This window comes from Thalassoroseus sp. (assembly GCF_984380535.1).
Genome location: NZ_CFHRBF010000002.1, coordinates 298,200 through 322,737, shown reverse-complemented (window position 1 = coordinate 322,737; position 24,538 = coordinate 298,200). Strand labels below are relative to the sequence as shown.

At 54.3% G+C, this 24,538-nt stretch carries 19 protein-coding genes and 1 pseudogene; 6 read left to right on the top strand and 14 right to left on the bottom strand.

Going from position 1 to position 24,538, the window contains the following annotated elements:
- Positions 1 to 54: 54 nt before the first annotated feature.
- Positions 55 to 474, top strand: a complete 420-nt coding sequence (locus tag AC5DDB_RS03670; protein ID WP_491738321.1) for a carboxypeptidase-like regulatory domain-containing protein — start codon at positions 55 to 57, stop codon at positions 472 to 474.
- Positions 475 to 632: 158 nt separating this feature from the next.
- On the opposite strand, the gene AC5DDB_RS03665 is transcribed toward AC5DDB_RS03670, so the two are convergent.
- The 4 genes from AC5DDB_RS03665 to AC5DDB_RS03650 all read right to left on the bottom strand — a co-directional run bounded on the left by AC5DDB_RS03665 (position 633) and on the right by AC5DDB_RS03650 (position 4,329).
- Positions 633 to 1,559 carry a DUF1559 domain-containing protein gene (locus AC5DDB_RS03665; RefSeq protein WP_491738320.1) on the bottom strand — a complete coding sequence of 309 codons (927 nt, stop codon included), beginning with the start codon at positions 1,557 to 1,559 and terminating at the stop codon, positions 633 to 635.
- Positions 1,560 to 1,821: 262 nt separating this feature from the next.
- Positions 1,822 to 2,370, bottom strand: a complete 549-nt coding sequence (locus AC5DDB_RS03660) for a hypothetical protein (RefSeq protein ID WP_491738319.1) — start codon at positions 2,368 to 2,370, stop codon at positions 1,822 to 1,824.
- A gap of 139 nt (positions 2,371 to 2,509) precedes the next feature.
- On the bottom strand, positions 2,510 to 3,046 hold the full coding sequence (locus tag AC5DDB_RS03655) for a hypothetical protein (RefSeq protein ID WP_491738318.1): 537 nt from the start codon (positions 3,044 to 3,046) through the stop codon (positions 2,510 to 2,512).
- A gap of 113 nt (positions 3,047 to 3,159) precedes the next feature.
- Positions 3,160 to 4,329: a polysaccharide biosynthesis/export family protein gene (locus AC5DDB_RS03650; protein WP_491738317.1), complete on the bottom strand. Its 1,170-nt coding sequence runs from the start codon at positions 4,327 to 4,329 to the stop codon at positions 3,160 to 3,162.
- Positions 4,330 to 4,645: 316 nt separating this feature from the next.
- Between AC5DDB_RS03650 and AC5DDB_RS03645 the strand changes: the two genes are divergently transcribed.
- Positions 4,646 to 5,497, top strand: a complete 852-nt coding sequence (locus AC5DDB_RS03645) for a 3'-5' exonuclease (RefSeq protein ID WP_491738316.1) — start codon at positions 4,646 to 4,648, stop codon at positions 5,495 to 5,497.
- 72 nt (positions 5,498 to 5,569) lie between these two features.
- The gene (locus AC5DDB_RS03640; RefSeq protein ID WP_491738315.1) at positions 5,570 to 6,604 is read left to right on the top strand and encodes a ComEC/Rec2 family competence protein; all 1,035 of its coding nucleotides are present in this window, start codon (positions 5,570 to 5,572) and stop codon (positions 6,602 to 6,604) included.
- 24 nt (positions 6,605 to 6,628) lie between these two features.
- Here AC5DDB_RS03640 and AC5DDB_RS03635 read toward each other — a convergent pair whose 3' ends face one another.
- Both AC5DDB_RS03635 and AC5DDB_RS03630 read right to left on the bottom strand, forming a co-directional pair.
- Complete coding sequence (locus tag AC5DDB_RS03635) at positions 6,629 to 7,192, bottom strand: hypothetical protein (RefSeq protein ID WP_491738314.1); 564 nt, start codon at positions 7,190 to 7,192, stop codon at positions 6,629 to 6,631.
- A 148-nt stretch (positions 7,193 to 7,340) separates the two neighbouring features.
- Positions 7,341 to 7,775, bottom strand: a complete 435-nt coding sequence (locus AC5DDB_RS03630) for a hypothetical protein (protein WP_491738313.1) — start codon at positions 7,773 to 7,775, stop codon at positions 7,341 to 7,343.
- Between the two features lie 565 nt (positions 7,776 to 8,340).
- Here AC5DDB_RS03630 and AC5DDB_RS03625 point away from each other — a divergent pair.
- The gene (locus AC5DDB_RS03625; protein ID WP_491738312.1) at positions 8,341 to 8,676 is read left to right on the top strand and encodes a hypothetical protein; all 336 of its coding nucleotides are present in this window, start codon (positions 8,341 to 8,343) and stop codon (positions 8,674 to 8,676) included.
- Between the two features lie 32 nt (positions 8,677 to 8,708).
- Here the strand turns inward: AC5DDB_RS03625 and AC5DDB_RS03620 are convergent, their stop codons facing one another.
- Positions 8,709 to 9,932, bottom strand: a complete 1,224-nt coding sequence (locus AC5DDB_RS03620; protein WP_491738311.1) for a protein-L-isoaspartate(D-aspartate) O-methyltransferase — start codon at positions 9,930 to 9,932, stop codon at positions 8,709 to 8,711.
- A 183-nt stretch (positions 9,933 to 10,115) separates the two neighbouring features.
- On the opposite strand from AC5DDB_RS03620, the gene AC5DDB_RS03615 reads away from it, so the two are divergent.
- Positions 10,116 to 11,066 carry a HEAT repeat domain-containing protein gene (locus AC5DDB_RS03615; protein ID WP_491738310.1) on the top strand — a complete coding sequence of 317 codons (951 nt, stop codon included), beginning with the start codon at positions 10,116 to 10,118 and terminating at the stop codon, positions 11,064 to 11,066.
- Positions 11,067 to 11,070: 4 nt separating this feature from the next.
- On the opposite strand, the gene AC5DDB_RS03610 is transcribed toward AC5DDB_RS03615, so the two are convergent.
- The 4 genes and pseudogenes from AC5DDB_RS03610 to AC5DDB_RS03595 all read right to left on the bottom strand — a co-directional run.
- Positions 11,071 to 11,859, bottom strand: coding sequence for a hypothetical protein (locus AC5DDB_RS03610; RefSeq protein WP_491738309.1), 789 nt, complete (start codon positions 11,857 to 11,859; stop codon positions 11,071 to 11,073).
- Between the two features lie 94 nt (positions 11,860 to 11,953).
- Positions 11,954 to 13,162 carry a hypothetical protein gene (locus AC5DDB_RS03605; RefSeq protein ID WP_491738308.1) on the bottom strand — a complete coding sequence of 403 codons (1,209 nt, stop codon included), beginning with the start codon at positions 13,160 to 13,162 and terminating at the stop codon, positions 11,954 to 11,956.
- A 110-nt stretch (positions 13,163 to 13,272) separates the two neighbouring features.
- Positions 13,273 to 16,311 (bottom strand): WD40 repeat domain-containing protein, encoded by a 3,039-nt coding sequence (locus tag AC5DDB_RS03600; RefSeq protein WP_491738519.1) that lies wholly within the window; start codon positions 16,309 to 16,311, stop codon positions 13,273 to 13,275.
- Between the two features lie 24 nt (positions 16,312 to 16,335).
- A pseudogene (locus AC5DDB_RS03595) lies at positions 16,336 to 19,074 on the bottom strand (WD40 repeat domain-containing serine/threonine protein kinase); the annotation flags it as partial.
- Positions 19,075 to 20,908: 1,834 nt separating this feature from the next.
- Here AC5DDB_RS03595 and AC5DDB_RS03590 point away from each other — a divergent pair.
- A complete protein-coding gene (locus tag AC5DDB_RS03590) occupies positions 20,909 to 21,940 on the top strand; it encodes a DUF1559 domain-containing protein (RefSeq protein WP_491738307.1) in 1,032 nt (343 codons plus the stop codon).
- A gap of 400 nt (positions 21,941 to 22,340) precedes the next feature.
- Here AC5DDB_RS03590 and AC5DDB_RS03585 read toward each other — a convergent pair whose 3' ends face one another.
- From AC5DDB_RS03585 to AC5DDB_RS03575, 3 genes are read right to left on the bottom strand one after another with little or no spacing between them, the layout of a single operon-like run.
- Positions 22,341 to 23,720, bottom strand: coding sequence for a phytoene desaturase family protein (locus AC5DDB_RS03585; protein WP_491738306.1), 1,380 nt, complete (start codon positions 23,718 to 23,720; stop codon positions 22,341 to 22,343).
- Between the two features lie 59 nt (positions 23,721 to 23,779).
- Positions 23,780 to 24,133, bottom strand: coding sequence for a DUF5615 family PIN-like protein (locus tag AC5DDB_RS03580; RefSeq protein WP_491738305.1), 354 nt, complete (start codon positions 24,131 to 24,133; stop codon positions 23,780 to 23,782).
- Positions 24,111 to 24,482, bottom strand: a complete 372-nt coding sequence (locus AC5DDB_RS03575; RefSeq protein WP_491738304.1) for a DUF433 domain-containing protein — start codon at positions 24,480 to 24,482, stop codon at positions 24,111 to 24,113. The genes AC5DDB_RS03580 and AC5DDB_RS03575 overlap by 23 nt, the downstream gene beginning before the upstream one ends.
- Positions 24,483 to 24,538: the final 56 nt, after the last annotated feature.

Genomic DNA, 24,538 nt, shown 5'->3' with positions numbered 1-24,538 from the left:
TTCTGTCTTCTATGATCCGCGATCAATTTTTTGAACCCTTCAGGAAGCTTGCAGATGATCAATGGAATTCGACATCAGTTCGGAGTTGCTACCTTAGTGCTCTGTGGTGTTGGCATATTCGCCGGTTGTGGTGGTGGAGAAAGCGGCCCGGAACTGAGTGAAGTGAACGGCCGCGTTCAGCTCGATGGCACACCTGTCGAAGGGGCAACGGTTACCTTTTCCCCGATAGAAGGTGGTCGCCCGTCGTTTGGAACCACGGATGCTAATGGTGACTACGAATTAGCGTACACCGAAGACCGTTCGGGAGCCGTTGTCGGCAAACATAAGGTCGCAATTTCGACTGGCCAAGTTTCCGGCGAAGAAGCCGCTTCGGAAAGTCAAGAAAGAATCCCGCCCAAGTTCAACACACAAACGACGCTGGAAGTCGAAGTGGAATCTGGCGGTAGCGAACACAACTTCGATTTGAAATCGTGATCGACAGTGTTTCTAAGTGAAAAGAGCCGGCACCCCAGTACGGGAAGCCGGCTCTTTTCGTTTTAATTGTCCGCCAAGATCCTAGCCGTTAAACGATCTCGAAAAGTCTACTCTTCTTCGTAACGGGCTCTGTCTCGGGGAAGTTAGACAACAACGTTCTAGAATTCGCCGATCACTTCACCGCCGTCGATTGTTCCCAAAGCGGCTTGAATTCGCAGGTTGATGTTTTCGCTCAAGAATGTGACGGTTCCGTCGCCGAGCAAGAATTGGGCACCACCAGCATGTTCGCTGCCAGGATTGTAGACGGTGTTGCCGTTGATGATGTAGTCGGTGTCGTTCGACGAACGTTCCATCCGCATCCGGACTTGGAATTGAGCGATCGACCCGGTGATTGCTCCGCCGTGATCATTGTGATAACCGATCCAAAGCGATCCTGCAGGACTGCCGCTTGTGCCACGTTCAGCAACGATGACTGTGTTACTCAAACCGTCGGTGAAATCACGGAATTGCACCGCGGAGTTGTCATAGAAGGTTGCGTTTCGGTCGGTTCCACCGTTGCCGTTGGTCGCGATTGGATCCGTAGGGTTGTGGTACGCCGTAAACACGCCGACATAGTTCGATTTGCCGAATGTTTGACCACCGGAGCCACCGCCACCCAGGTCTTGATTGAGTTCGCTGCCTGGATCGGAAGGGCAGATGTATCCTGGGAGAATTGTTTTGGCAAAGGGCGTTGTTCCGGTCGTGACCATCTCCGGGATATCTTCCCACGGTTGGTCGAACGCGCCGGAATCTTTGATGGCTTCATACAGGTTGATCTGCTCGATTTGCGGGAGAATCTTGGCACTCCAGGCCAGTTGATTCGACGTTGTAATTCCCGGCGGCAATTTGCCGAAGGTGTCGTGGTAGTTGTGCAGTGCCAAGCCGATTTGTTTCAAGTTGTTCTTGCATTGAGTTCGCCGAGCAGCCTCACGGGCTTGCTGTACGGCTGGCAGCAGCAACGCAATAAGAATGGCGATAATGGCAATGACGACAAGTAGCTCAATCAGTGTGAAACCACTGCGTGAACGTACGGAATCCGAGTGCATTGACGGTCCTAAAACAAAGAAACAGAGATGGTAGAATTGTCGGCGGTAATGGCCTAGGGATGGAGTTTAGGCAGGTACTCGACGAGCAGGTGGAGCGAATGATATGTCAGTGAGAATGTAAAGACAATTATCTTTCCCGATAAATTTCCGGGGAACTAACCGCCGGTGTCGACAAGAACTTGCGACTCGGGCATCAATGAAAAAACCGGGCGGTCCGATGTATTCTCGGTCCGACCGGTTGGGAGTTGCGCAGTATCTTTGTTTAGCGTGGCGGCTGTGTTTTTCGGTAGTCGCCATAGGGATTCGCGGGAGCCGTAATGGGTGTCGGTTGTGGTGGCTTCAATGTGCTATGACCGACAAAACGAACCGGGATGCCGTTGAACACCGGGCGAGGTTCGTGTTCCGTTTTCGAGGTCGAAATTGGCGACGGGGTTGGAGCGAATTCCGGCGGAGCGGTTGGCAACGGTGGGACTTGCTGCGGCAGAACCGGAAACGACGGTGCCGGTACCGTCCAGTTGGGCAGACCTGGCACGGGAGCCGGAGGCAAATGCGGCATGGGGACGGTTGTACTTGGCGATTCCAGAACCCCCGACGGGTGCTCCTGCGGATGCCAATGAAGGTTACGCGGATCCCAGGCCCGCCAACCAGTACGATGAAACCCGTAGGAGGGCTCACAAACCGGAATGTACTGGGGCCGTTTTTCTTCCTGGCAGTACTCGCAAATACCCGCGGAAACCGGCCAGGAAGACGCGAAGATACTACCGGTCGCTAGCAACGCGGTCCACAATAAACGTTGATCGATTCGGGGCACGTTGGTTTCCTCTGATATGCGGCTAGACTGCGTCTAGTTTTCGAGCAACGACAGAAGCAAGGCATCACCGAGCGAGATTCGTTCTCAACTGTTCCATGCCGGCAAAAGGTGTTCTGCGAGACAGAGCCACGCGAAAAAATTACCGTTGGTTTCTTGCGTCAAACACGGGTTGAACTTGCTTGCGATAGTACTGGTAGTGGTTGCCGAAGAAGGCACCGTGTCCGCTACTGGGTAACAGACTTGCTGACTGTTGCGACCGTGCAAAGACCGCCGCCCGGCGAGCCTTTAACGTTTGAGTCACAATGATGTCGCTTCCCCCGAGGTTGCTACTAAACTGCGTATGATGCCCAGTGCGGGGAAGTGGAGCACCGCCGAGAGCTGGACTTGTGAATGCTTGAGGATTGGTGAGTAGTCCATCGGCTGGAGCGAGATATCGGGGCTCAGCGTTTTGCTGCGTGTATCGAATCTCACGTTGCAATTGCTGATTCGGCCGAACGATTCCGTAGTAATCCAACACGGGGTTACCTGGTTGTCGAAGCAGGTTCAGATACGGACTGACTGTCGGTCGTCCAAACGGATTCCCCGGCCCGTTCGGCAAGTAGCCGTTATACTGTGCCCATGCGGATTGACCGAAGCTCATCGCGATCAACACCACTCCAAGCCGGAGGTAATTCATCAGGAGTCTCCACTTTCAGTCGCCATTGGTTCAATAAGGCAACGATTGGACGGTGTAACGCGAGGCCCAGGGTTGAACTGGATATTGTTCGGCTCCTGCAATGCGGTTCGCATCTAGAAGCCATTGATACCAGTGCCGCCGCCGCCAAAGCGGTGGCCGAATTGAACCGATCGATAGGCTCCGTTGCCGAGCAACGTGAATCCGAGCACACGTTCAATCGGCGAGGTAATCTTTGCGACGAAGGTGTCGAACTTCACCAAGTGATCGGCTTTCACATAGATCCGGTCGCCGGGCAGAAGTTGATAGTTGGTGTCGGTCTGACCACCTTGCACGATGGCATTCCAATCGACTGGCATCACCTGATCGAACCCGCCACCGGCCGGAGAAGGGCGGGCGATCCAAATGTGCTTCTTCGATGAAACAATCGGCAAACCGTTAATCTGTGAAATCGCATCGAGAACCGTTTCGTTACCGGTGCACACAAAACGATGCACCTGTTCGCCGGCTCCACCGCCATCAGCCACGACATAGTAGAACTTGCTATTGTACGCGAGCACGTCCACGCTGACTTCCGGGTGATGCAAATACCGTGACAGATGACGTTCGATTTGCGATTTGACTTCCGGCAGCGTCATTCCGGCCACGTAAACTTCCCCATACACACCCAGCGAAAGCATGCCGTCTGGGCGAACGAGGTGTTCGCCGGAGATCAACTGTTTGCCATCCGGTTGCAAGAGGGTCACGATTAACTGCGGACGAGCTAGGCTATTGTTGTCACGCAGATGTCGTTCGATTTCCGCCTGTGCTTGTTCCACCGAAAGATCGGCCACGCGAACTTTCCCATATTCCGGACCAAAGTCGATCGTGCCATCGGTTAGCACGACGAAAATGCCATCGATTTGTTTGAAGCCTTGGACGATATCGCCGTCTCGCGGATCGATCGGTAGCGTATTGGCCACACGGATCATCAACTGATCGGCTGCCCGTAAGGGGGCGTCATGTCGTCGCAAGTTGTGGGTGGACTCCACTAGCAGAATGTCCGGCGGTTCCACGGTGTAATGGGGCAGAGAAACCTTGTTCAGTTCCCGCGGAGCCTCACACACGTCGAAACCAGAGTGGCCGACGAATGAGCCGTCGTCCATTCCCATCAAGCCACCAACGTTGCTGCAATTGGTGGTGTTGACCAATGGGGCAGCGCAACCGGGCATTACAAACAGCAGCCCGAGAAACATCGCGAGACGAATGCCGATCGACGAACACAAAGGTGGAATTGGCGATCGCATTTGTTCCTCTCACCGTCAATGTCGATCTGAGGAACCGAAATTCGGTTCCGAAACACACCGCGCACGAATCCAGCGGATTCGGTCACAGTCTTTCATCGGTCTCAGATGGGAGCGGTCTTTGATAAAATGCGTCGACTTTGCCGATTCCTACCGCCTTTTCCGATTTTGCGGGTTGTAAGTGTGACATCGTGGCAGGCTGATCGACGGATTGCGTCGGACATCACGATGAGGGGGTGATTGGTTGTCCCCGTCACTGAAACGGTTACACTGGAAGGATTACCAATCCCGTTTCATATCACTCAATTGGGAACGCTGGATGCTGGACCCGAGCGCTTGGCTACTTGACACCGAATTTATTGCCTTTGACCTAGAGACCACTGGTTGCTCCCCGGACTTTAGCGAGATTGTAGAAATTGGGGCGGTTCGCTTCCGTCTCGACGGAACTGTGCTAGGAGACTATTGCCAACTGGTCGATCCGCGGTGTCAGATTCCTTCCGCGACAACGGCCGTTCACGGAATCACCGACGACATGGTCGCTGGGCAACCAACGATCGAGGAAGCACTCCCCGAGTTCCTTGAGTTTCTCGGTGATGCCGACGCGATCGGGATGGCTCACAATGCAGCGTTCGATGTGGGTTTCATCAATCGAGCGCTCTACCGCTGCGGGGTGGTTTGTCCGTTGACTCCTGTGATCGATACGGTGCGGTTGTCGCGTCGTTGGATCCACGATTCTCGACGTCATACGCTGGCAGCACTGGGACAATATTTCGGCGTGGCGGATTATGTCGAGCACCGCGCGTTATCGGATTCGCTTGTGCTGAAGGATGTGTTCCTCGGCGTCATGCGGGCTGGAAAACCCATGGAGACCGTGGGCGATTTCCTTCGGTTTGCGAAGCCGAAATTCTTCCGAGCAACCAAGCCACCGGAAAAAACGCCATGCTTACCAAGTGAGTTTGCGGCCCTCCAAGTTGCGGCTGACAACCACTCCACCGTACGAATGCAGTACCAAAGTGCGCGACGAGCCCCCGCAGAACGCTCGGTAACGCCGCGAAAGTTCGTCCAGTTTCGCAATACCGTTTATCTGCTGGCTTTTTGCCATACCGATCGCAAAGAGAAGCAGTACCGACTCGACCGCATTCGCGGATTTGAAGTCGAATGTAGTGAGTGAGTGCCCTTGGGCAGTTCGATCGCTGGAAAATCCCCCGCAATGAAATCGACACTTTATTCCCGGAGATATTCGATGCTGCGTTTCGTATTGGTGATCGTCGTTTTTCTGTACGCGAGCATGACACATGCGAGTGAAGCAGATGGTCGATTGGACATTTACTTCATTGATGTCGAAGGCGGCGCCGCCACGTTGTTCGTGACGCCCGCCGGAGAATCGCTGCTGATCGACTCCGGCTATCCGGACAACAACGGTCGCGACCGGGATCGGATTCTCGATGTGGTGAAGAACGTCGCCAAGCTGGACCATCTCGATCATGCTGCTGTCACGCATTGGCATTTGGACCATTACGGCAACCACGCGGCGTTGTCGACGATGATTCCCATCCACACGTTCTGGGACCGAGGCATCCCAGATGACGTTCCAGAAGACAAGAATTTTTCCGAGCGAATTTTCGCTTATCGGGCTGCTGCCCAGAATCAATCAAAAAGTCTTGCAGCGGGGGATCGACTGCCGTTGAAATCAACAGACACACCGCTGAAACTTCAGATTGTCACTAGCGGTCGCAAGGTCATTCCCAATAAGGGAGAGCCAAATCCGTTCGCTTCGGAGCACAAACCAAACCCGGAAGACAAAAGCGATAATGCCGACAGTTTGAGTTTTCTGCTGACCTTCGGCGAATTCAAATTCCTATGCTGCGGGGATTTGACGTGGAACATCGAAGCTAAACTGATGACGCCGAACAATCCGATTGGTAAAGTCGATCTGTATATGGTCACCCATCACGGGTTGCCAACCAGCAACAACCCGGTCTTGGTCAAAGCGATTGATCCGGTGGTCGCGGTGATGTGCAATGGGCCGAAAAAGGGCGGGCATCCGCAAACACTCGCGACGCTCAAACAGGTTGAGTCATTGAAAGACTGGTACCAACTTCATCGCAACGTCGATGTGCCTGAGTCGGAGCAAGCACCGGCAAAGTTCATCGCCAATCACGAGACAACCGCCAATTGTCCCGGTCGCTGGGTGAAAGCTTCGATTGCAGCCGACGGAAAAAGCTACACCGTCCAAATTGGCCCCAATGGAAAGAAACGCACCTACCAAACTCGGTAATCGCGAATGGCTTCGACCAACGAATTACTGCAATGGAAGCGGCTCGGCAGCGGAAGATAGAAAGCGGTTCAAACTGCGACGCAATTGGTCGAGTTTGATCTTCGCTTTCTTCGCCTTCAATTCGAGCAAGCGAATCTGTTCTTCATGGACACGGGATGGTTTCGTTTGGCTTTCGAGCGTGGCTTCCAACACTTGAATGCGACTTTCCGCTTCGGAGACATCTGCGTTAGCTCGAGATCGTTCGCTCGGGCTACTGACTCCTCGCTTGAAAAGCTCTTCGGTTCGTTTTGCCTCGTGAACGCACCATTCCAAATTCACCTGGGCCTCTTTCAGCAAGGACTTGGTTTTGCGAATTTCTGCTGGATCGGCGGTGGCTTCGGCTTGGGCGACCCTCACCATTTGCTGGCGGATCTCAAGCTGAACTTCGGCAAGTTCGATTTTGTCACGCAGCTCGATGACAAGAGGTTTGTCCTCCAAGTCGGTATCTTGAACTGCGCCCGATAACTCGGAAACAGAAAGCCAACCCACGAGAACGATGCAGGGCAGGGTGAGGGGGGCAAACAGCAGCGAAATTCGGCGGGGCGACATCCCTCGTCTCCTCAAAAATTCGGGCGGAATTTGTGGAGGCCGATTGGGACGACTAATAATTGACTCGCTAGAACGTGTTGTGTCTCGCGGCGAAACAACGACGATGGCTTTGAAACATTCGCCGCGGACACGAACCGATGGGGAACTGTTATTCCTCGTCGTGCCAGTCGGCGTCTTCTTCATCCCAGAAGGCCGATTCTTCATCATCTTCGTCGTGATCGACCATTTGTTCAAGCATCAGTGTGATTTGCAATACTTGAATCACATTGGGAGCGACTTCGGCCTGTGGATTCTCGGCGAACATTTCCGTGAGTTCGGCCATTTCGTCATCGCCGCGACTGCGGTAGCATTCACTCAGCGATTGCCACACGCCTTTATTGTGCGGTGCGGGAATCAACTGAGCCGCTTTCTTCAGCGGAGCAATCGCTTCCTCGAACCGACGGGCGGCAATGAACGCTTCGCCTTTCATGTATTCCACGGTCGCTTCCCACGGCCCCGGATCTTTAACGGCGTCAAGTTCGATCAGCGCTCGCTCGGGCAAGTCGAGATCCAAATATCCTTCGGCCGCAGAGAGACGCTTCATCAATTTCGGAGACGCGGGAACTTTCATGCCGGCACCTGTCCAGAAGCTCGAGATAGTGTTATTAGGCATCGATGAGGGCCGCTTGCCAGCCCCGCTGGATGGAAAAAATGTCAAGATGCAACTCTTACTTGCAAATGGGTATCGAGTGGAAGGAAATTTGGTTCGACCTCCTGCCGATTGAGTTCCTCTTCCTTCTTCGGGAATCCTACGCACCCGACCGAAGGAAAGACAGGTGTTCTTCTGCGACTCTCACAATTTCGTCGTCGAGAACCAGGGTTGTAGCTGGAAAACGCAAAGAAACCGTTGCGGTGTCGGCTCGTATTTCGGGAAGCCGGACGGATTTAGCGTTCGCATCGTGAACATACTCAAAAAATCCCGAAAACCGGTGCTGAAGTTCCATTCGACACTGGCATTTTCAAGAACATCGGTTTCGAGCGACTTCCCGGTCGCTTGCAGAGCGTCTCTGGGGATACAATTTGACGAAAACAATTGAAGTTCCCGCATTCGCGGCAAATCAGACGATACTCGCGTTCTATTCATGGGTTGGGACTGGTCTGGTAAATCGATGACGGTGACTCCTGCAACAAGTGAAATGCTGGTGTGTGTCGAACGTGTGCGACACGACGAATGGTTGGCACGGTTCGAAAAGGACCCGAATGTGCGATTCGTCGGCAACTCGGCAGAAGCCGCGTTCGAAGGGTTGCTCGATCAGCATCGGGAACTGTTGCCTGAGAATTGCGGTCGCGTAGAAATCAACAGCGACTACCACCGCGGACACCTGCAATTCCTGCTATTTCCCAGATACCGCTGTCGTGACTGCAGCGGACGGGGAAAGTACATCGGTTTGATTCACGTCGAACCCTGTCAAACATGTGGCGGCACCGGGTTAGTGGTGTCGTAACGAAAAGATCGACACCACGCAGACGTGAAGGTTCACTGGCGTCGGGCGAGTTCCATTTGGACGTTGTCGATGCTCAACGTGCCGGTTCCGCCATTGAGACCCATGCGGATGACGGCTTCACGAGTTCGCGGTGGCACGACGATGGTCTGGCTGTAGACTTCCCAATCTTGCGAGCCGAGCCACGGACCGATGCTGATTTCCCCGACCGGGCGACGAACGTCGTCGTAGAAATGCACCACCAATCCCGGTTGATGAAATCGTTGCTGACCGCGACGAGCATTGAGCAACTTTACCGACATCCGAAAACGCAGCGCGGCGATCTCACGACCATCGATTGCCATGCCTTGCAGCATTTGGGCTAATCGTCCGGGTTCCTCATTCTCGAAAGTCACGAACCGACTCCCATGCGGAGCGCCCTGATTCTCCAGGGTGGTCTGGCGTTGATAATGCCAACTGTCGGCTCGGCCGTCGTTGTTGGCATCGATCTCAAAGCTACCATTCACGATTTCCGGATTCTTCGGGTCCGGCAGTTTCTCACGATTATTCTCCGAGATACCCGTCATCGGCACGAACAGAGTCGGGATGAGTCGTTCCTGTTGAAGTTTGCCATCCTTCTTTTTCAAAAGATGAAACACCTGCTGGTAACGTTCGCCGAGCGGAATGATCATCATCCCGCCTTCGCGAAGTTGCTTGACCAACGGCAACGGGACTTTCTCGGGAGAGCAGGTGACGATGATTTTGTCGAACGGAGCTTTTTCAGGCCAACCTTGGTAACCGTCACCGGTGCGAACGTGGACGTTGTCGTACTTCAACTCTTTCAACCGTCGAGCGGCCGACTCGCCGAGTGGCTCGACGATCTCGATCGTGTAAACTTCCTTGGCCAGTTCGCCCAACACCGCCGCTTGATATCCGCTGCCGGTGCCGATTTCGAGCACTTTATCGGTGGGCTGGGGATCGATCGATTCCGTCATATAGCCCACGATGAACGGCGGAGAAATCGTCTGCTTGTAACCGATCGGCAGAGCTTGGTCGGTGTAGGCGGAACGTTGATGAGTCCGCGTGACGAATTCATGTCGCGGCACTTTCTCCATTGCCTGCAAAACGCGACGATTCGAAATCCCTTCGTCACGCAGCCAACGCTGCACCATTTGTTTGCGAGCTTCCTCATACCGGTCCTGGGCGTCGGCTGTGTTCGCCAGACAAGCGAAAACAAACAGTCCAGTGGATGCAATTAGTATCTGCGTGTAGTGTGTCATGAATCCCTCCTGATCAGCAGCATCACTATCACCAGACTAATACGAATAACCGGTGACGTTCAACTCAGACGATCGAACCAACCGACCCCACCAAGAATGCGTCTCAGGCGAGGATTGCGCTCGAATCTGTGATTCGATCGTGCCGAAACAGTCAGTGCATCTGTTTTGCGAAGGAACGCAGCCATGCCGACGATACAGAACTCAGCACGAAACCAGTGGTCCGGATTGTTGATGATCGGCATGATCGTCAGCGGGGGTTGCGGCTCGGAGTCAGCAGATACCTCGGAAGCCCAGAAACCACAGCCACCCATCGTTGCAACCGCTGCAAACACTCCAGCCAAAAAAGTGGTTGAAGCGTCCGTGGACTCAGGCGACAAGTCGGTAGCCGAAACGACTGAAAAGCCGTCTGCCGAAATTGTGACGCAGACCGTTGCACTCGAATTACCAATCGAACTTCCGAAGCCACAAGCGACACCCGCCTCGATAACCGGCGAGGAGCCGAGTCGAACGCAGCCGACCAACATTCTGCCGCATTCGCGAATTCTAACGGTCCCGACACGCGCTGCAGAAATGACCGCAGCTGCAAGCACATTCGAAGAATTGCAAACGGCGTATGAATCGCAGCAACCAGTGGAATATCAGGCCGCCGAGACAAAGTTGCTACAGTTCGGTGTGGACGCGATTCCTGTGTTGCTCGATCGACTGACTGAATCCGGTTCAGCTCCGCAAGATTCCATCCGGCAGGAGTTGGCGTCAATGATGTTGCTGCAGATCGTTCCCGAGACGCTGCTCGTCAATCCGTCTTTCCCAAAAGACTTGCGAATTCGCGTGTTTCAAACCCTACCACGGGCACTCGATAATCCGTCGGCAGACGTGCGAATCAACATTGCGACGGCATTGTCGTTGTTCCAAGACCCACCGCCAGAGTTGGTGCCGGCTTTGCAGGGGTTGTTGAAATCGGATGCGGAACACCACCGGCTGATGGCACTTGTCGCGCTTGGAAATCTGGGCCCCCACTCGGTCACCGCGACAGCCGACATTCGTGAGAAGTTGAACGACGACAGCCCGGACGTTCGCGAAGCTGCGAGACAGGCGTTGGAGTTGATGGCCATCGTGCCGACTTCGCGACAGTAGTCCTTCATGCCGACTTATGTCGTCGTCGGAACACCAACCATAATCGTGTGACGAGAAACGTCAGTAGCATCACAACAAGCAAGATCGAAGTTGTGTAAGCATAGAGACCGACCAAATACGGGGCGATCACACTATCGATAAAGGTCCCGAGGATCCGGGTCACGATATACACCACGCCCAACAGCAAGACCAACCAGAGGAAGTTCTTCCAAAGATGCTTCCACGAGTTCTTGAAGTCTTGCCGACTCGGTGCCAGGGTGACTGCGAGTGACGCTGTGAGGTACAAGTAGACCCAGAAAATCCAGTTGCCGAAGTTCTCGTAGATTCGGATGGGTAGCCGACCCATAAGATAGACCATTCCCCAGATGGCACTTTGGATGTTGTGTTGAGGGGAAGCGTCATCACTGACGGCTTCGGCAGGGCTATGGTCGAGTCCCAACGGATCACCCGCGAGGACCGTGAAGAGATGGATCAGCGTTAAGCCACCGAACACAGGGGCGAACGAAATCAGAAAATCCCCCACGATCGGCAACTTCGACGGCCCATGCATCACATAGCCACCGTAAACACGTTTGCCGTCTTCGCTAGGCAGGCGACCGAAGAGTTGCATTTTCTCGACTGGCGCACCGGTCAGTTTGCAAGCAACATAGTGGGAAAGTTCGTGCACCAAGACGCCAGGGAAAACCAGCAGGCGGAATACGAATCCGTTCGTGGCCGATGTGACCATGCGTGTGATGCCCTGACTTAGCAGAATCACACCTGCAAACCAGCATACGGTCAGCAATAGGACCATAACATTACATACCTAATGGCGAACGCGAAGAAGGATGGCTTTACTATAATCGACCGACGGTTCAAAACCGAAGGATATTGTCTCGACAATTCGGCTAAACTCCGGGGTTGGAATTCGGTACGAAGGCGACTCGCTCGATGAGTTGGTCCGTTGCGATACGGGTGGACTTTCCATCGGCGGAGATCCTGCGAATGACACTCCCGTTGGTGACGAGAATTTCGCCGTCCCCATTGATGTCATAATGCACCACCCCCTCGGCGAGCACGGTTTCTTCACCATCGGTCGATCGACGCACGAGTTGCCAATCGTCGGGCACGAGTCCGGCGGGGGATTCCGGCGTGCCTTTCTGCTGACGCTTATGCAAGTCGATCGCTTGCCCGGACAACATGATGAACCGCGCTTCCGGTGTTTGCGGTCGTTTTGCTCCGCCGGAGGCAATCAGCGGTGGACCACCGAAGGCCGTCGAGAAAAAACTGAAGAAGTGATGGACCCCGATCAGAAATCGCACCGGATACAAGACGATGTCTTTTAGTACCGTGCCTAATCCGCGATGCTGGTGCCCTTGGGGACGGTATGGGCGGCGAATGAAGTACAAGGTTCCGTCGTCGGTGACTCGGGGGTGAAGTAGATCGAAGTCGGGGTCTTCGAGTAGCACGTCAAATTTTTCGGCGTCGAGGTCGGCTTGCTCGATTCGATAAGGCGACAGTCCACGTTGATAGCCCAGGTGATCACGGAGGAAACCGGCCGACTGAAACACGAGGCGACGGTGTTCGCCGGGCAACCATTGAGCGCTTTCATCGAGTGAGTCGCCGAGGGTGATGTCGCGAAGAAAGCGTCCGTCGTTCTCTCCGACGACAATGCCCACCGTGCCGTCTTCGCGGGGCAACGACAACGCAAGGCTTTCCGACTCCGCATGGTAGGCAAGATCGCGGGCGGGGAAGTCATTACGGTGCATGAGCCGCGTTTCTTCGTCGCGTTCGGTGTTGTAACGGAACAACCCGTTCACTCCATGCAAATCGAGCAGGTAAAACAAGTCCCCCGTGTTATGTCCCGATGCAAGCGAACTAAATCGAATCGGTCGACGGACAGCCACTTGCGAGGCCATCGCTTCGAGCGGGTTATCTTCCGTCATCCCCATGTTGCCCCAGAGCCCACTCGACTCCTGCCAACCCCGTGCTTGACGCTGACGCTCGCGACGCTCCATTGTCTGCCGAGCAAACGGGCTTTCCACTTCGCGAGCCGACTCATCGGGCGATTGCACCAACAATCGTCCCCGGGAGAGATATGCCACCACAGAACTCATGAACTTAACACTCATCCAAAAAAGAAAAACGACGGGTCTGGCTATCTTCGCCAAACCCGCCGGGAAATGGAATCGTATTGGAGCGACCAAGAACGTCTTGGCGGAATCAATTACCGTACGGCTGTTTCGACTTTGGCTGCCGGTTGCAAGTCATCGGCCAAATCGCGGTTCTTTTCTTTAAGCAGTTCTTCGTGCTTTTCAGCACGCCAGTCTTTCGTCGGCCAAAGGATCGCTCGTGTGTCTTCGCTGCCGGTGACGACCCATTGACCGTCGGGAGCAAAACGGACTGAAGTCACCGCACGAGTGTGACGGCGAAGAGTCAGAATTTGCTTCGCTTCGGGAACAGCCACGCCGTCTTCCTCGGGAATGCGAGTGTCCCACACGATCACACTGTTGTCTTCGCTGGCAGACATCATTCGATCCCCATAGGTTTCGAATTCGTCTTGCTCGCCGTTGTCGTTGAAGTCTTCCAATGGTGAGAACACCACATCGGTGACTGCGGCCGAGTGGCCGGAGAACGTCATCCGCTTCTTCAGCGACGTTTCGCCGCTTTCGCTTTCCACCGTCCACAAGGTCGCAATCCGATCTTTGTGTCCCACCACAATCCGCTTACCGTCGCCGCAGAAGTCGACGGAAAGAAGCGAGTCGTCTTCCGTAGGGCTGGTGAAGAGAGCCTGGCCGGTTTCCGTATCCCACAAACGAATCGTGCGATCTTTAGAGACGGTGACAATCATTTTTCCGTCTGGCGAGAATGTCCCATCCGTGACATCGTTTTGATGCCCTGTGAACGACTGGATAACAGACGCCTGCATTCGCGTTTCCCCGTTGACGTCAGTTGGTTCGACGACCCACAGTTTCGCCGTTCCATCAGCACTGACCGTGAGGATGCGTGTTCCATCGGGAGAGTAACACGCATTCAAAACCGGTGCCGTGTGGACTCCTTCGAGCTTCACCACTGTACGACGATTCTTTGTGTCCCACACGCGAGCGGAATTTTCCATCCCACTGGCAACCAGGTGGAGTCCATCTGGGGCGAAGTCGGCAGAGACAATTTGCTCGTGCGGGTTAAAGGACATGACCATTCGTATTTTCGACCGATTCTTGAAGCCCTTTTCGATGGTGTAGACACGAGCGTCGCTCAAGCCGAGGACTGCAAAGCGATGCACACCCAATTCCGGCGAGAATGTCACGCCGTGCAAAGTGCGACCGTTGGCGTTCAAATGCTGATCGGCGGTTGCGTTATCGGCAGTGTTGTCTTCCACGTTCCAGAGGCATGTCCACGAGTCATCGAAGTTCGTGGCCAAGACAATCTGGCCGTCCGGCGAAATCGCGACCGATGTCATTCGGGGTTGCAGAAGTGAATCCACACTGACATCTGTAAAGACTTCCTCTGCGAATCGTTTGGCAAACTGGCGTGCCTGACGCACGTCATTGGCAGCCGAGTCCAACTGGGAGTCGCTGTTTTCGACCGACTCAGCAAGACGTTTTGGCAGTCGGTACAGCAAGTCCGCCGCACTTTGATCCCAACCCCCACGTTCACGGAAGTCGGAAACATCGTCGTTCTCACTGACAATTCGCCATGCCTTCTCCATGATTTCGACCGGATGACGTTTTGCACCAAACTCTTCTCGAACATTGGAAATCAGCGTCTTGAGACCACCCTGCGGTGTATAGAGACGCTCGAGTTCAGCCGTATTAAGGTCCCAGACACGAACCTTGCCGTCAGCACATGACGTGACCAAGCGGTTCCCATCGGGTGTTTTTTTCATCGAGATAATCGGGGCAGGGTGCGGCATTCGCCGGCTGTCGATTTCGACTCCGGTGCCGACATTCCACAGCGAGACGACGTTGTCTGCACCGCCCGTTACGACAACTTCATCACCAGGCAGGAAGGTTGCAGCGACAATGGTTCCGTTGTGAGCGTATTTGCCTTCGAATGGGGCAATGGAACGCAACAGGTTGACGGTCGTCGTGCCCGGTTTCCAAGTCCATAATTGAAGTCGACCAGCTCGGTCTCCCGTGAGCAATACTAACTCACCGTTGTTATTGACATCGTTCGAAATCGCGACGGCGTTAACCGGCGTGGGGTGTTCGCCGAATTTCACCAGCGGTTCCGCGGACGATGTGTCACCCGTGGAACTCATCTGGGACACATCCCAAAGCTTGGCTTGCCAACCACTGTTTTTGTCAGCCGGGTTGATTTGGCCGCCAGCGGTCAGAATCCAACGACCGTTTTTCGTCGATACACTGAGGGCGGAACCATCGCCGGTGCCTTCAAGCGACATCAATTGTGTGCCCGAGGTGAGGTCCCAAATTCGAGTCGTGAAGTCGGAAGCGGCACTTACAAAGGTTTGACCATCCGAGAAAAACATTCCCGACGAGACGGCTGCATTGGTGGAATGACCTTCCGTCAAAGTTTCGGTCAGCGATTCGTTCGATTGGTCACCGTTTAGGTTATAGACTTTGACGGTCCGATCCCGGCTGACAGTTGCAACGCGGCGTTTTCCGTCATGAGTGGTGATGGCGACGTCTTCAATCGCATCCTCGTGACCACCAAGTTCCGGTCCGTCGACTAGGTAGATTGCATCTTCGGCATTATCGCCGGTGCTGAATTGTCGAACGTAACCGTCATGCCCCGTCGAGAGAATCCAAGTTCCGTCCGGGCTAAAGACACAATCGCGAACCCAACCGCCATGACCTTTGAATGTCACCTGCGGCGTGATTTCGGCGGTCGTCGTGCCTTGTGGAACTCGCCAAACCTTGACGAGGTTATCGTTTGCACCGCTGAGCACGACCAAGAAATCTTGCGAGTCGTTGAACGGCGATGTCGTCGTGTTTGCAAAACTGACGCTAGTCACCGGAGCCGAGTGACCGCTAAGCACCGTGTACTTCGTTCGCGGCACAGGTTCCTTGCGGAACAGCTTGGCGTAGTATTCTTCCTGCGTGAGTTGTGGAATGTCCGCGGGTTGCCAGACGAGAATTCGCCGGTCGTATCCGCTGGTTGCTACCGTTTGCCCATCCGGAGAGCACGCCACCGAATAGACAGGCTCGGTGTGTCCTCGGAACGGCAGCAAGGAACTGACATTTTCCTCGTCGGTCCACTGACCGGTCGGATCCCGCCAGACGATAGCCGTGCCATCTTCACTCACCGTGATGATTTGCGTTTCCGGTCCGGAACTGTTCGGAGCAAATGTGGCATCCCAAACCCAGTCGCTGTGACCATCGAAGATGCGAACCAATTCGCCCGTTGCGACTCTCCATAGACGAGCCGTTCGGTCCATGGATGCGGTCAATAGTAACTGCCCGTCATGTGAGAACTCGACACTCACTACATAATTGAGGTGACCAACCGCCATGCGTTGATCTTCATTACCCGGAATGGAGAAGATGTCTGCCGGACCGAATGAGGTGTCGACAAACTTGCGGTCGGCGACACTCCACAATTTGATGAATCCGTTGCGGGTGTCGTCGGTTCCCAATGCGATCAATTGATCGTCTGGCGAGACGGCAATCGACAATACATTCACCGAGGCGGGTAGCGAGATGTCTTGAACGTCGTCTTTGTCCAACCGGTTTTGCACCCGAGCGAGTCCTTCCGCTCCACCGATGGCGAAACGATCGCTTTGATGGAATAGGTCGATGGATTCGACTCGTTTACCCTGAGCGAACTCGAGTTCACTTTGCGAACACAAGTGCATTAAGTAGCCCCATTCCCAGTTTCGGAAGGCGGGGTTGGTTCGATTGAGCAAAACGCGGGCGAAGTCGAACGAGTTCTCTTCGATCTTCGCTTTCGCCAAACCGATGAGTGCTCCGTAAGATTCATATTCCTGTGCTCTTCTTGCGATTTCTTCCCGACGCCGCGCCGAAATCGCTTCGTTCCGTTCGACCTCCGCAATGGTGCGTTGAATAGAAGCTTCGATCGCGTTGAACTGAGCGATGGCAGCTTCGCCGTTGGCTCGTTTGCGTTGAGTCTGCGCTAAGCCGAGGTTAGCAACCGCCCGCTGTTCTTGAACACGAGCATTCTGCTCTTCGACGGACGCCTGAACTGCGTTGAACTCGGCGATGGCGGCGGACCCTTCTGCTCGACGAGCTTGAGCTTCCTCAGCAACACGGGCATCTTCCGCTTTTTGACGTTGGTCGGCTTCGGCCAAGCGAGCAATTTCCGCTTGCTTTCGTTGTGCCTGTGCTTCGATCGAGTTGAAGAACGCAACCACCGCTTCACCAGCAGCTCGTTTGCGTTGTTCGGCTTCCGCGGATTGAGCGACCTCGGCTTTGTACTGGGCCACTTCAGCTTTGCGTTGCTGAACCGTTGCTTGAACAGCATTGAAGTCTGCAATGACCGCTTCACCAGCCGCGATTCGTGCCTGTGTTTCTTCAGCCGCCTTTGCGATTTCGGCTGCTAACAACGCCTGCTCGGTTTGCTTCTTCTGAGCTTGGGCTTCAATCGCATTGAAGAACGCGATGGCGGCTTCACCGGCTGCCAAACGAGCCTGCACAGCTTCGGCTTCCTTCGCGGCTTCGGCGATCACCAAGTTATTGATGGCTTTTCGCTCTTGAATACCAGCTTCGATGGCGTTGAAATCCGCGATGGCTGCGGAACCTTCCGCTCGTTTCTCGCTGATCTCGGCAGCAATTCGCCGGTCTTCCGCTTTGGCCCGAGCATCGTTGACCCACAAGAATGCGGCTGAGATCACCACCAGAATGGTCGCGACCAAACCGTACCCCATTTGCCGGGCACGTTTCAATTTCTGAATTCGCCCGTCGCGTTCTTTCTTGGATTTGGCAATCGTCGCCAAGATCGGTTGATGATCGGGGTCTTTCTGATCCAACAAGGACGCGGCCAAGTCGAAGTCGGAGTTCTCCAACGCACGTTCGGCATAGGCGACTTGTGTCGCGGCGAGCCCGTCGATTGCAGTTTTATTGCCGGCCCAAAGCCGAAGGGCTTCTTCGAAACCAAAAATCGCTTTGTTGAAAGTTTGATAGTTGCCGGTTTCGCGGGCGTTCTTAAGATCGTCTTCTGCCCGGTCGGAGAGTTCGTAACTCTCGCTATGCGTGAGATAGTCTTCTACCGCCGAACGGAATTCGTGCACGCTGGCATGACGTTCTCGCGGGTTGGTGGCCATCGCACGCATGGCGATCGACATCAACTCGCCATCTTCCGTCGTGGGATGAATGATGTTTTTGGCGGCGGCCATCAAACACTTCATAGCGTTTTTGCCGCGGTGAGGTGGGGCACCGGTGACGATCTCGTAAAGCATCGCCCCTAAAAGATAGACGTCACTTGCCGGTCCAATCGACTTGAGCGGACCGGTCGCCATCTCAGGAGCCATATACGCGGGCGTGCCCCCCATGCTGTTGGTGGGTGTAATGCCACGTTTGCCGCGTGAGAAGTCGTCGGTCGGCATCGCCAAGCCCCAGTCCATCACCAGGACTTCACCGAATTCCCCGAGCATCACGTTCTCGGGTTTTAGGTCGCGGTGCACGACGCCCTTTGAGTGCGCGAACGCCATTGCGTCGCAAACACGCATCAGAATCTCGAGGTTCTTGTCTAACGTCTTCTGACGAAGCGTGTCGATCCAGGGGTTCCCTGTTACGTGCTTCATCGAATAGAAGAGGGCATCTTCTTCGTCTTGACCGACGTCGTAAATCGGCACGATGTTCGGATGAGCCAGGTCTCCGGTCACCACCGCTTCCGTCAAGAACTTGGCCTGTTGCTCGCGAAGCTTCTTGCTTTTCACTTTCAACATCTTGACCGCAACAGAGCGGTCGACAGACGTCTGGCGAGCGTTATAGACCTTGCCCATCCCGCCTTCGCCAAGCAGGTTCAAGAGCACGTAATCCGCGTCGTCGGCCCGGGGCGTACCCTGCAATCGCAACGAACGACGCTGAATGACCAAACCACCCGACGACATCGAGCGTTTAAAGTCGTCCGCATCCATCGCAGCAGTGCGGTCGTTGGAATAGCCAGAATCGTTCTTCGAATCGAACGTTTTGTCGTCGGAACCGAATTCGTCAGACACAATTGTCTTATCGTAGCTGTCGTCATCCGATGCCGCTTGGGGAATGCCGAACTCGTCTGTTTTCGAGTTATGATCGGCCGAATCTGCCTCAACCCCGTCGACACTGTCGGTGATGATCGTGCGGTCCGCGTCGATGTCTTCTAAACGATCGGGGCTGACTGCGCCGACGTCAGGAACTGTTGCACCGGCATCGTCAAACTCATCCGACGCCTCGATATCTGCATCAAACGTTTTGGAATCGGGTGGCTCGAATTCGTCCGAGACGATCGTCTGGTCGAAACTTCCGTCGTCGTCACTGTCGGCGGAATCCGCGGGTGCTTCGACTTCCTCACTGGAAAGGAAGGCATCGGATGCAAACGTTGCGGAATCGTGACTGGCGTCTTCCTCATCGAACTCGGAAAGGGTTCGGCTCGAGTCTTGGGATTCGTCTTGATCGACGAATTCGTCGGACTCCAAAGTGACGTCGTGACTGTCTGCTGACCAATCGTCATCGGCGGAATCCTCGGCCGAAACCGGTGGAGACGCTTCGTCGGTGGGGCTTGCTTGTTTCGTTTCCTTGCCGGTAGGGCTGTTGCCGATGCCACGATCCGGGACGGCAAAGGTCTTCGCGCTCTCGCCGGTTGCTGAGTCTACGTGTGGACCCGCCGGTTGTTCGCCCGAACCTAGCTTATCGAAGTTCTCGTCAAGGTATTGACCTTCACGGGCTTTGATGGTCATCCCCGGAGTGGCGTCTTGATTCGCCGTCGTTCCCCAAACCTGTTCCAGCCGTTTGAGGTCCTGGTTCGACATTTCACGAACATCGACGGTCATCCCGCCGTCGTCGTCATCGTCCGACCAATGCTTAGCCGGTTCTGCGGACGCACCCGCCGACGGGACATCGGCCGGGACTTCGCTCGCGTCCCATGCATACCCGCATTGGGAGCACTGTGCGGACTTGAGATCGTCTTGAGAGAGATTGACCTGACACTTGGGACAATTAGCCATGTCGCTGCCCAGCTTCGAGAAGAAACCGATCGGAAAGTGAGTTGTCTTCGACGTCAGCAGTAGAGACCGCTAACTAAGACCTTCGCATATCCGTTGAGAAAGCCGTACCGCTATGAGAACCGCTTCGACTCATCCAATCGTCGCAACGCGGACTCTGCCGCGGAAGAAAGCGCATCTGTCATATAGTACATCCTTGCGCGGACGCGTCTCAATGGGCAACTTGGGAACTTTCCGGGAAGTCCCGCTATTTCAACGCAAGATCGGATTGCGTGAATCATCAGGAATTTAGGGGCTCGTACTCTCTCCGCAACATCGGCCTCACGTTGCGAGACGGCAGAACCTGCTTAATTTGTCTGACAGCCATAACACGCGGCATCGGCAAAGTCATCCGGCAGCACGCGAGATGTTTGCTGACATAACGACGTCGGTGCCGGCTACGATCAGTTGACGCCCGAATGAAGCGAGCAACTTTGCAACATCGCTGTTGCAACTTGCCTCACTGAAACGCGGGCTCGAGCACGATCTCGCGATATTCTGAGATCCTTCAGAAATTCGGAACCTCATACCTCGAAAAGGGGTTGCAACAAATGAATGTACTTTTTCGTTAATTTTGGTGGACAAATCGAAAATTGTCGATACCTTGGAAAACCTGGGGGTGTTATCACGCCCTCATTTGACATCATGTCACACAAAATGCGGATTCTCCGCAATCTTTCTCTCTTCCTTTCTATTGGAGGCTGTGATGTCACGAACATCGCTCCGTCGTGGTTTTACCCTCATCGAATTACTTGTTGTGATTGCGATTATCGCAATCCTTATCGCGCTGCTATTACCCGCTGTTCAACAGGCACGGGAAGCAGCTCGGCGTACTGAGTGCAAAAACAATCTGAAGCAGATTGGGATCGCACTACACAATTATCATGACGTTCATGACGTCCTCCCTTCAGGCGTGATCAACGCCGGACGAAGTCACTCTGTCGACCCGCCACACGTGGCTTTGAATCACACCGGTTGGGTTCTATTGCTGCCGTTCTTAGAGCAAAACAATATGTACGAGCAATGGGACTTCGGCCAGATGTCCAATAACTATTTGGACAGCAACCCAGGAAATGCTACCGGCCCGGCCGGCGTTTGGGATCCGGCGTCGAACCCGAATGTGACGCTCGTGCAGACAAAACTCCCGATGTTGCTATGTCCTTCCGATATCGGCGACGACATCGAAGTTCGCACGGACACGACAGGTTACCATGCCAATCACGCCCGCACGAACTACGGTTTCTGTGCTGGCGGTCACGGTAATGGTTGGCCCGGTGGTGCGTACTACAGTGTGTACCAATCGAGCGCGAGCAATCTGTCAGACGGCCGCACCGGCATTCAATATCAAGGGATGTTCGGTTTCAACGGGGCTGCCAAGTTCGCTGCCGTGCGTGATGGCCTCAGTAACACGATCGCAGTTGGCGAACTCGCAATTGCCAACCGAACTCACGATGCCTACACCCCAATTTGGGGCGGCTATCGTCGGTACGGGACGTTCATCAACAACCATCCGAACATTGACCCGAATCACAACAACAACACTCGGTACCACATCAATGGTCCCTCGACAGCTACCGATCGTCGTAGTCACGTAGGTGTGACCTCAAGCGTTCACCCTGGTGGTGCACAGTATCTCTTTGGAGACGGGACCGTCAAATTCCTGAACGAAAACATGGATCAAAGCACCTACGCGTTGCTGACTCGAATTCATGACGGGCAAGTGACCGAAGGCCAATAAACTGAATTCGTTTTCCACGGACTAGTGTAAGTGAGTTTTTAGGAGGACGACTCCGTTGTCTCGAAAACATTGGCTTCCAAGCCTTCTGTTGAGTCTTTCGTTGTGCATGGTTTCATTCGCCGGGTGCTCTGGGAACACTCCATCACCCGATGACGAGGAACCCGTCGCGGATTTGGAGGATGTCAACATCAACAACCCTGGTGGCGAAGAACGTCTTGAAAGGTAAGCCAGGATTCGCGATGTTCATTGAGCTGTGAACACGGGCCGTGCCCCGTTGACAGTTCATCTCAAACACAGAAAGCGGTCGAGACGAAACAACTTCGTCTCGACCGTTCTTCTTGACGGCTCAACCTAGCAAAAGTGAATTATCGAGGGAGAGCAGTCAGACTGCTCTCAAGGCTTATCGCAGCAGATATGCGTTGCTAATCGACACACCCGAGAGCATTGCCCCGATGATACCCAGGAATCCCTGGTCTGTTCCGCAGAGGTACAAGTTTTCGAGGTGAGTGCGACCGTCGACGACCTTCTCGGCGGCTCCGTAGACGGCACCGTTCAGATGCCCGGTGTATTTGGTGATTGTGCGCGGCGTGAACATATCGGTGTCCACAATGTGCGGTCGAAAGTCGGGAATGAATTGCTGCGATGTTTCCGCGATCGCCGCACACCAACGTTCTTTCTCCGCGACGTATTTTTCCTCCGGCCAACTCATCCAGGGATCGGGGTCCGCTAACGCCGTGATCCGGATTTTGCCTTCATCGAGCGGTTCGTCGTATTGGAAATTGTTCGGCGAGCACACAATCCCGCTACGAATATCAACGGGTTCATCCGGGCATTCGTAATGAAACTGTGGAAGGGTGTTATAAAAAATCACCGTCTCTTTGTGCCCGAATTCGAGTGGTTCACGGTCGAGCGAGAAAATCGTCTCGACAAACGAGAGTTCACCAGGTTTGTATTCGGCCGCTTGATTGTTGGCATTTTCGACGAGTCGTAAGGTTTCCGTGGAACCAGCCGAGGAAAGGACATTGTCGGCTTCGATGATTTCACCGTCATCCAGTTCCACCGACACGGCCCGGTCACCACGGGTGTGAATCGTCTTCACACCACACCGCAATCGAAGTTCGCCGCCAAGACTTTTGTACTTGCGAACGAGCGGCTTGAGCATCTGCCGCACACCACCATACGGGCGGGCAAACCCTTCTTGATAGATGCTTTGAAACAAGATCACGAACTGGTTGAAATCCATGTCCCGTGGCGTCGCGCTACCATAAAGGAGCAGGGGACACAGCAGCATTTCGATCAGCAGCGGTTCAGAGATGTACTCTGCCAAAATCGGCCGCGACCAAACCGGTTCACGGTTCAAATTGAGTGCGTCATGCTGATTGATTCGTTCCACCAACCGGGCGAAGCCGTCAATCTGCGATGGAAACTGCTCCGCGACTTGGGATTCCAAAAATGCAAAATCGTTTGTGAACCGCAATGTACGATCGGGAAAGGCAACTGCCGACTCCACCTGCGGGCACAACCCGAAATCATCCCACGATAATCGAAGTTGTCGAAGGAGTTTACTCAGCGGGCCTTTCTTCGTGCCTGGCTCCGCGTAGTTCGTGACGGCGTGCAACCCGACATCATGATTCCGCGACCGTAACCGGTAAAATGAATTCAGTCCGCCGATGGTTGTGTGCCGTTCGAGAATACAGACTTTCTTCTCGAAATGAGCCAACCGAATCCCCGCCGCCAACCCGGACAGACCGGCTCCGATGATGATGGTGTCGTATTTCACGAGTCAGGGGGTAGGATTTAGGAGTCAGGGAATAGAGAGATCAAAAAGTGGGGAAATACTTACTGAAGTGGAAGATAGAGTATTTTCGTCTCAAACTCACCTTCTACGCCACATCCCGCGAGTAACAAAATATCTTCGACTGCAGTTGAGATTGCAATTGTGCTTTCAGCGATAACAACACCCGGCATCGGTAATTCGCCGGTCACTCGTTCATAAGCATACTTGGGGATAGTTTCGTAGTCATGGGTTAGCAAGAGGCGGCCATTTTCTGCTGCCCATTCTAGAACTTCTGGGTCGGAAGCCCCGGAGAGTCCGACATCTTGAACGCGAACAAGATCGAGTTCTGGAACGTTCAGAAACAATGCCCGAACAATTCGACCGTTGAAATTCTCATCCGCCAGAATTCGCAGCATGATCCTGCCCGTCATCTTGCTGCCGAGCCTGCAGGCGAGACCGAATTCCCTTGGAATCACCGTCGGCCTGTTGTCGCATTGTGTGCATTACCTGAGTGCTAAGTCCCTCTTTCCGTCGTTCTGCAAGATAGCTGTCAACCTGCGGCTGATTCTTCAAGTAGAAGGAAATCACCGCGTAGATATCGGCGAGCGTCAGTGTCGAGTAGTCTTGAGCAATTTGCTCAGCGGTCGAACCTTGTACGAATGCCGATACGATCGTGTCTAATGTGACACGGGTTCCACCGATTCGGACGACGCCGTCAGAATCCTCGTGCAACGGAACGGGTGGCATCTCCAGGACCAGACTCATGGGCTACCTTCCGGAGTTTGACCATTAACCGCCACTCGTTTTGTGTCGTAGCTGGC

Coding starts and splice junctions, on each gene's coding strand:
- AC5DDB_RS03670 (WP_491738321.1), top strand. CDS start 55: ATGATCAATGGAATTCGACATCAGTTCGGAGTTGCTACCTTAGTGCTC.
- AC5DDB_RS03665 (WP_491738320.1), bottom strand. CDS start 1,559: ATGCACTCGGATTCCGTACGTTCACGCAGTGGTTTCACACTGATTGAG.
- AC5DDB_RS03655 (WP_491738318.1), bottom strand. CDS start 3,046: ATGAATTACCTCCGGCTTGGAGTGGTGTTGATCGCGATGAGCTTCGGT.
- AC5DDB_RS03650 (WP_491738317.1), bottom strand. CDS start 4,329: ATGCGATCGCCAATTCCACCTTTGTGTTCGTCGATCGGCATTCGTCTC.
- AC5DDB_RS03645 (WP_491738316.1), top strand. CDS start 4,646: ATGCTGGACCCGAGCGCTTGGCTACTTGACACCGAATTTATTGCCTTT.
- AC5DDB_RS03640 (WP_491738315.1), top strand. CDS start 5,570: ATGCTGCGTTTCGTATTGGTGATCGTCGTTTTTCTGTACGCGAGCATG.
- AC5DDB_RS03635 (WP_491738314.1), bottom strand. CDS start 7,192: ATGTCGCCCCGCCGAATTTCGCTGCTGTTTGCCCCCCTCACCCTGCCC.
- AC5DDB_RS03630 (WP_491738313.1), bottom strand. CDS start 7,775: ATGAAGCGTCTCTCTGCGGCCGAAGGATATTTGGATCTCGACTTGCCC.
- AC5DDB_RS03625 (WP_491738312.1), top strand. CDS start 8,341: ATGACGGTGACTCCTGCAACAAGTGAAATGCTGGTGTGTGTCGAACGT.
- AC5DDB_RS03620 (WP_491738311.1), bottom strand. CDS start 9,932: ATGACACACTACACGCAGATACTAATTGCATCCACTGGACTGTTTGTT.
- AC5DDB_RS03615 (WP_491738310.1), top strand. CDS start 10,116: ATGCCGACGATACAGAACTCAGCACGAAACCAGTGGTCCGGATTGTTG.
- AC5DDB_RS03610 (WP_491738309.1), bottom strand. CDS start 11,859: ATGGTCCTATTGCTGACCGTATGCTGGTTTGCAGGTGTGATTCTGCTA.
- AC5DDB_RS03605 (WP_491738308.1), bottom strand. CDS start 13,162: ATGAGTTCTGTGGTGGCATATCTCTCCCGGGGACGATTGTTGGTGCAA.
- AC5DDB_RS03590 (WP_491738307.1), top strand. CDS start 20,909: ATGTCACGAACATCGCTCCGTCGTGGTTTTACCCTCATCGAATTACTT.
- AC5DDB_RS03580 (WP_491738305.1), bottom strand. CDS start 24,133: ATGCTGCGAATTCTGGCGGATGAGAATTTCAACGGTCGAATTGTTCGG.
- AC5DDB_RS03575 (WP_491738304.1), bottom strand. CDS start 24,482: ATGAGTCTGGTCCTGGAGATGCCACCCGTTCCGTTGCACGAGGATTCT.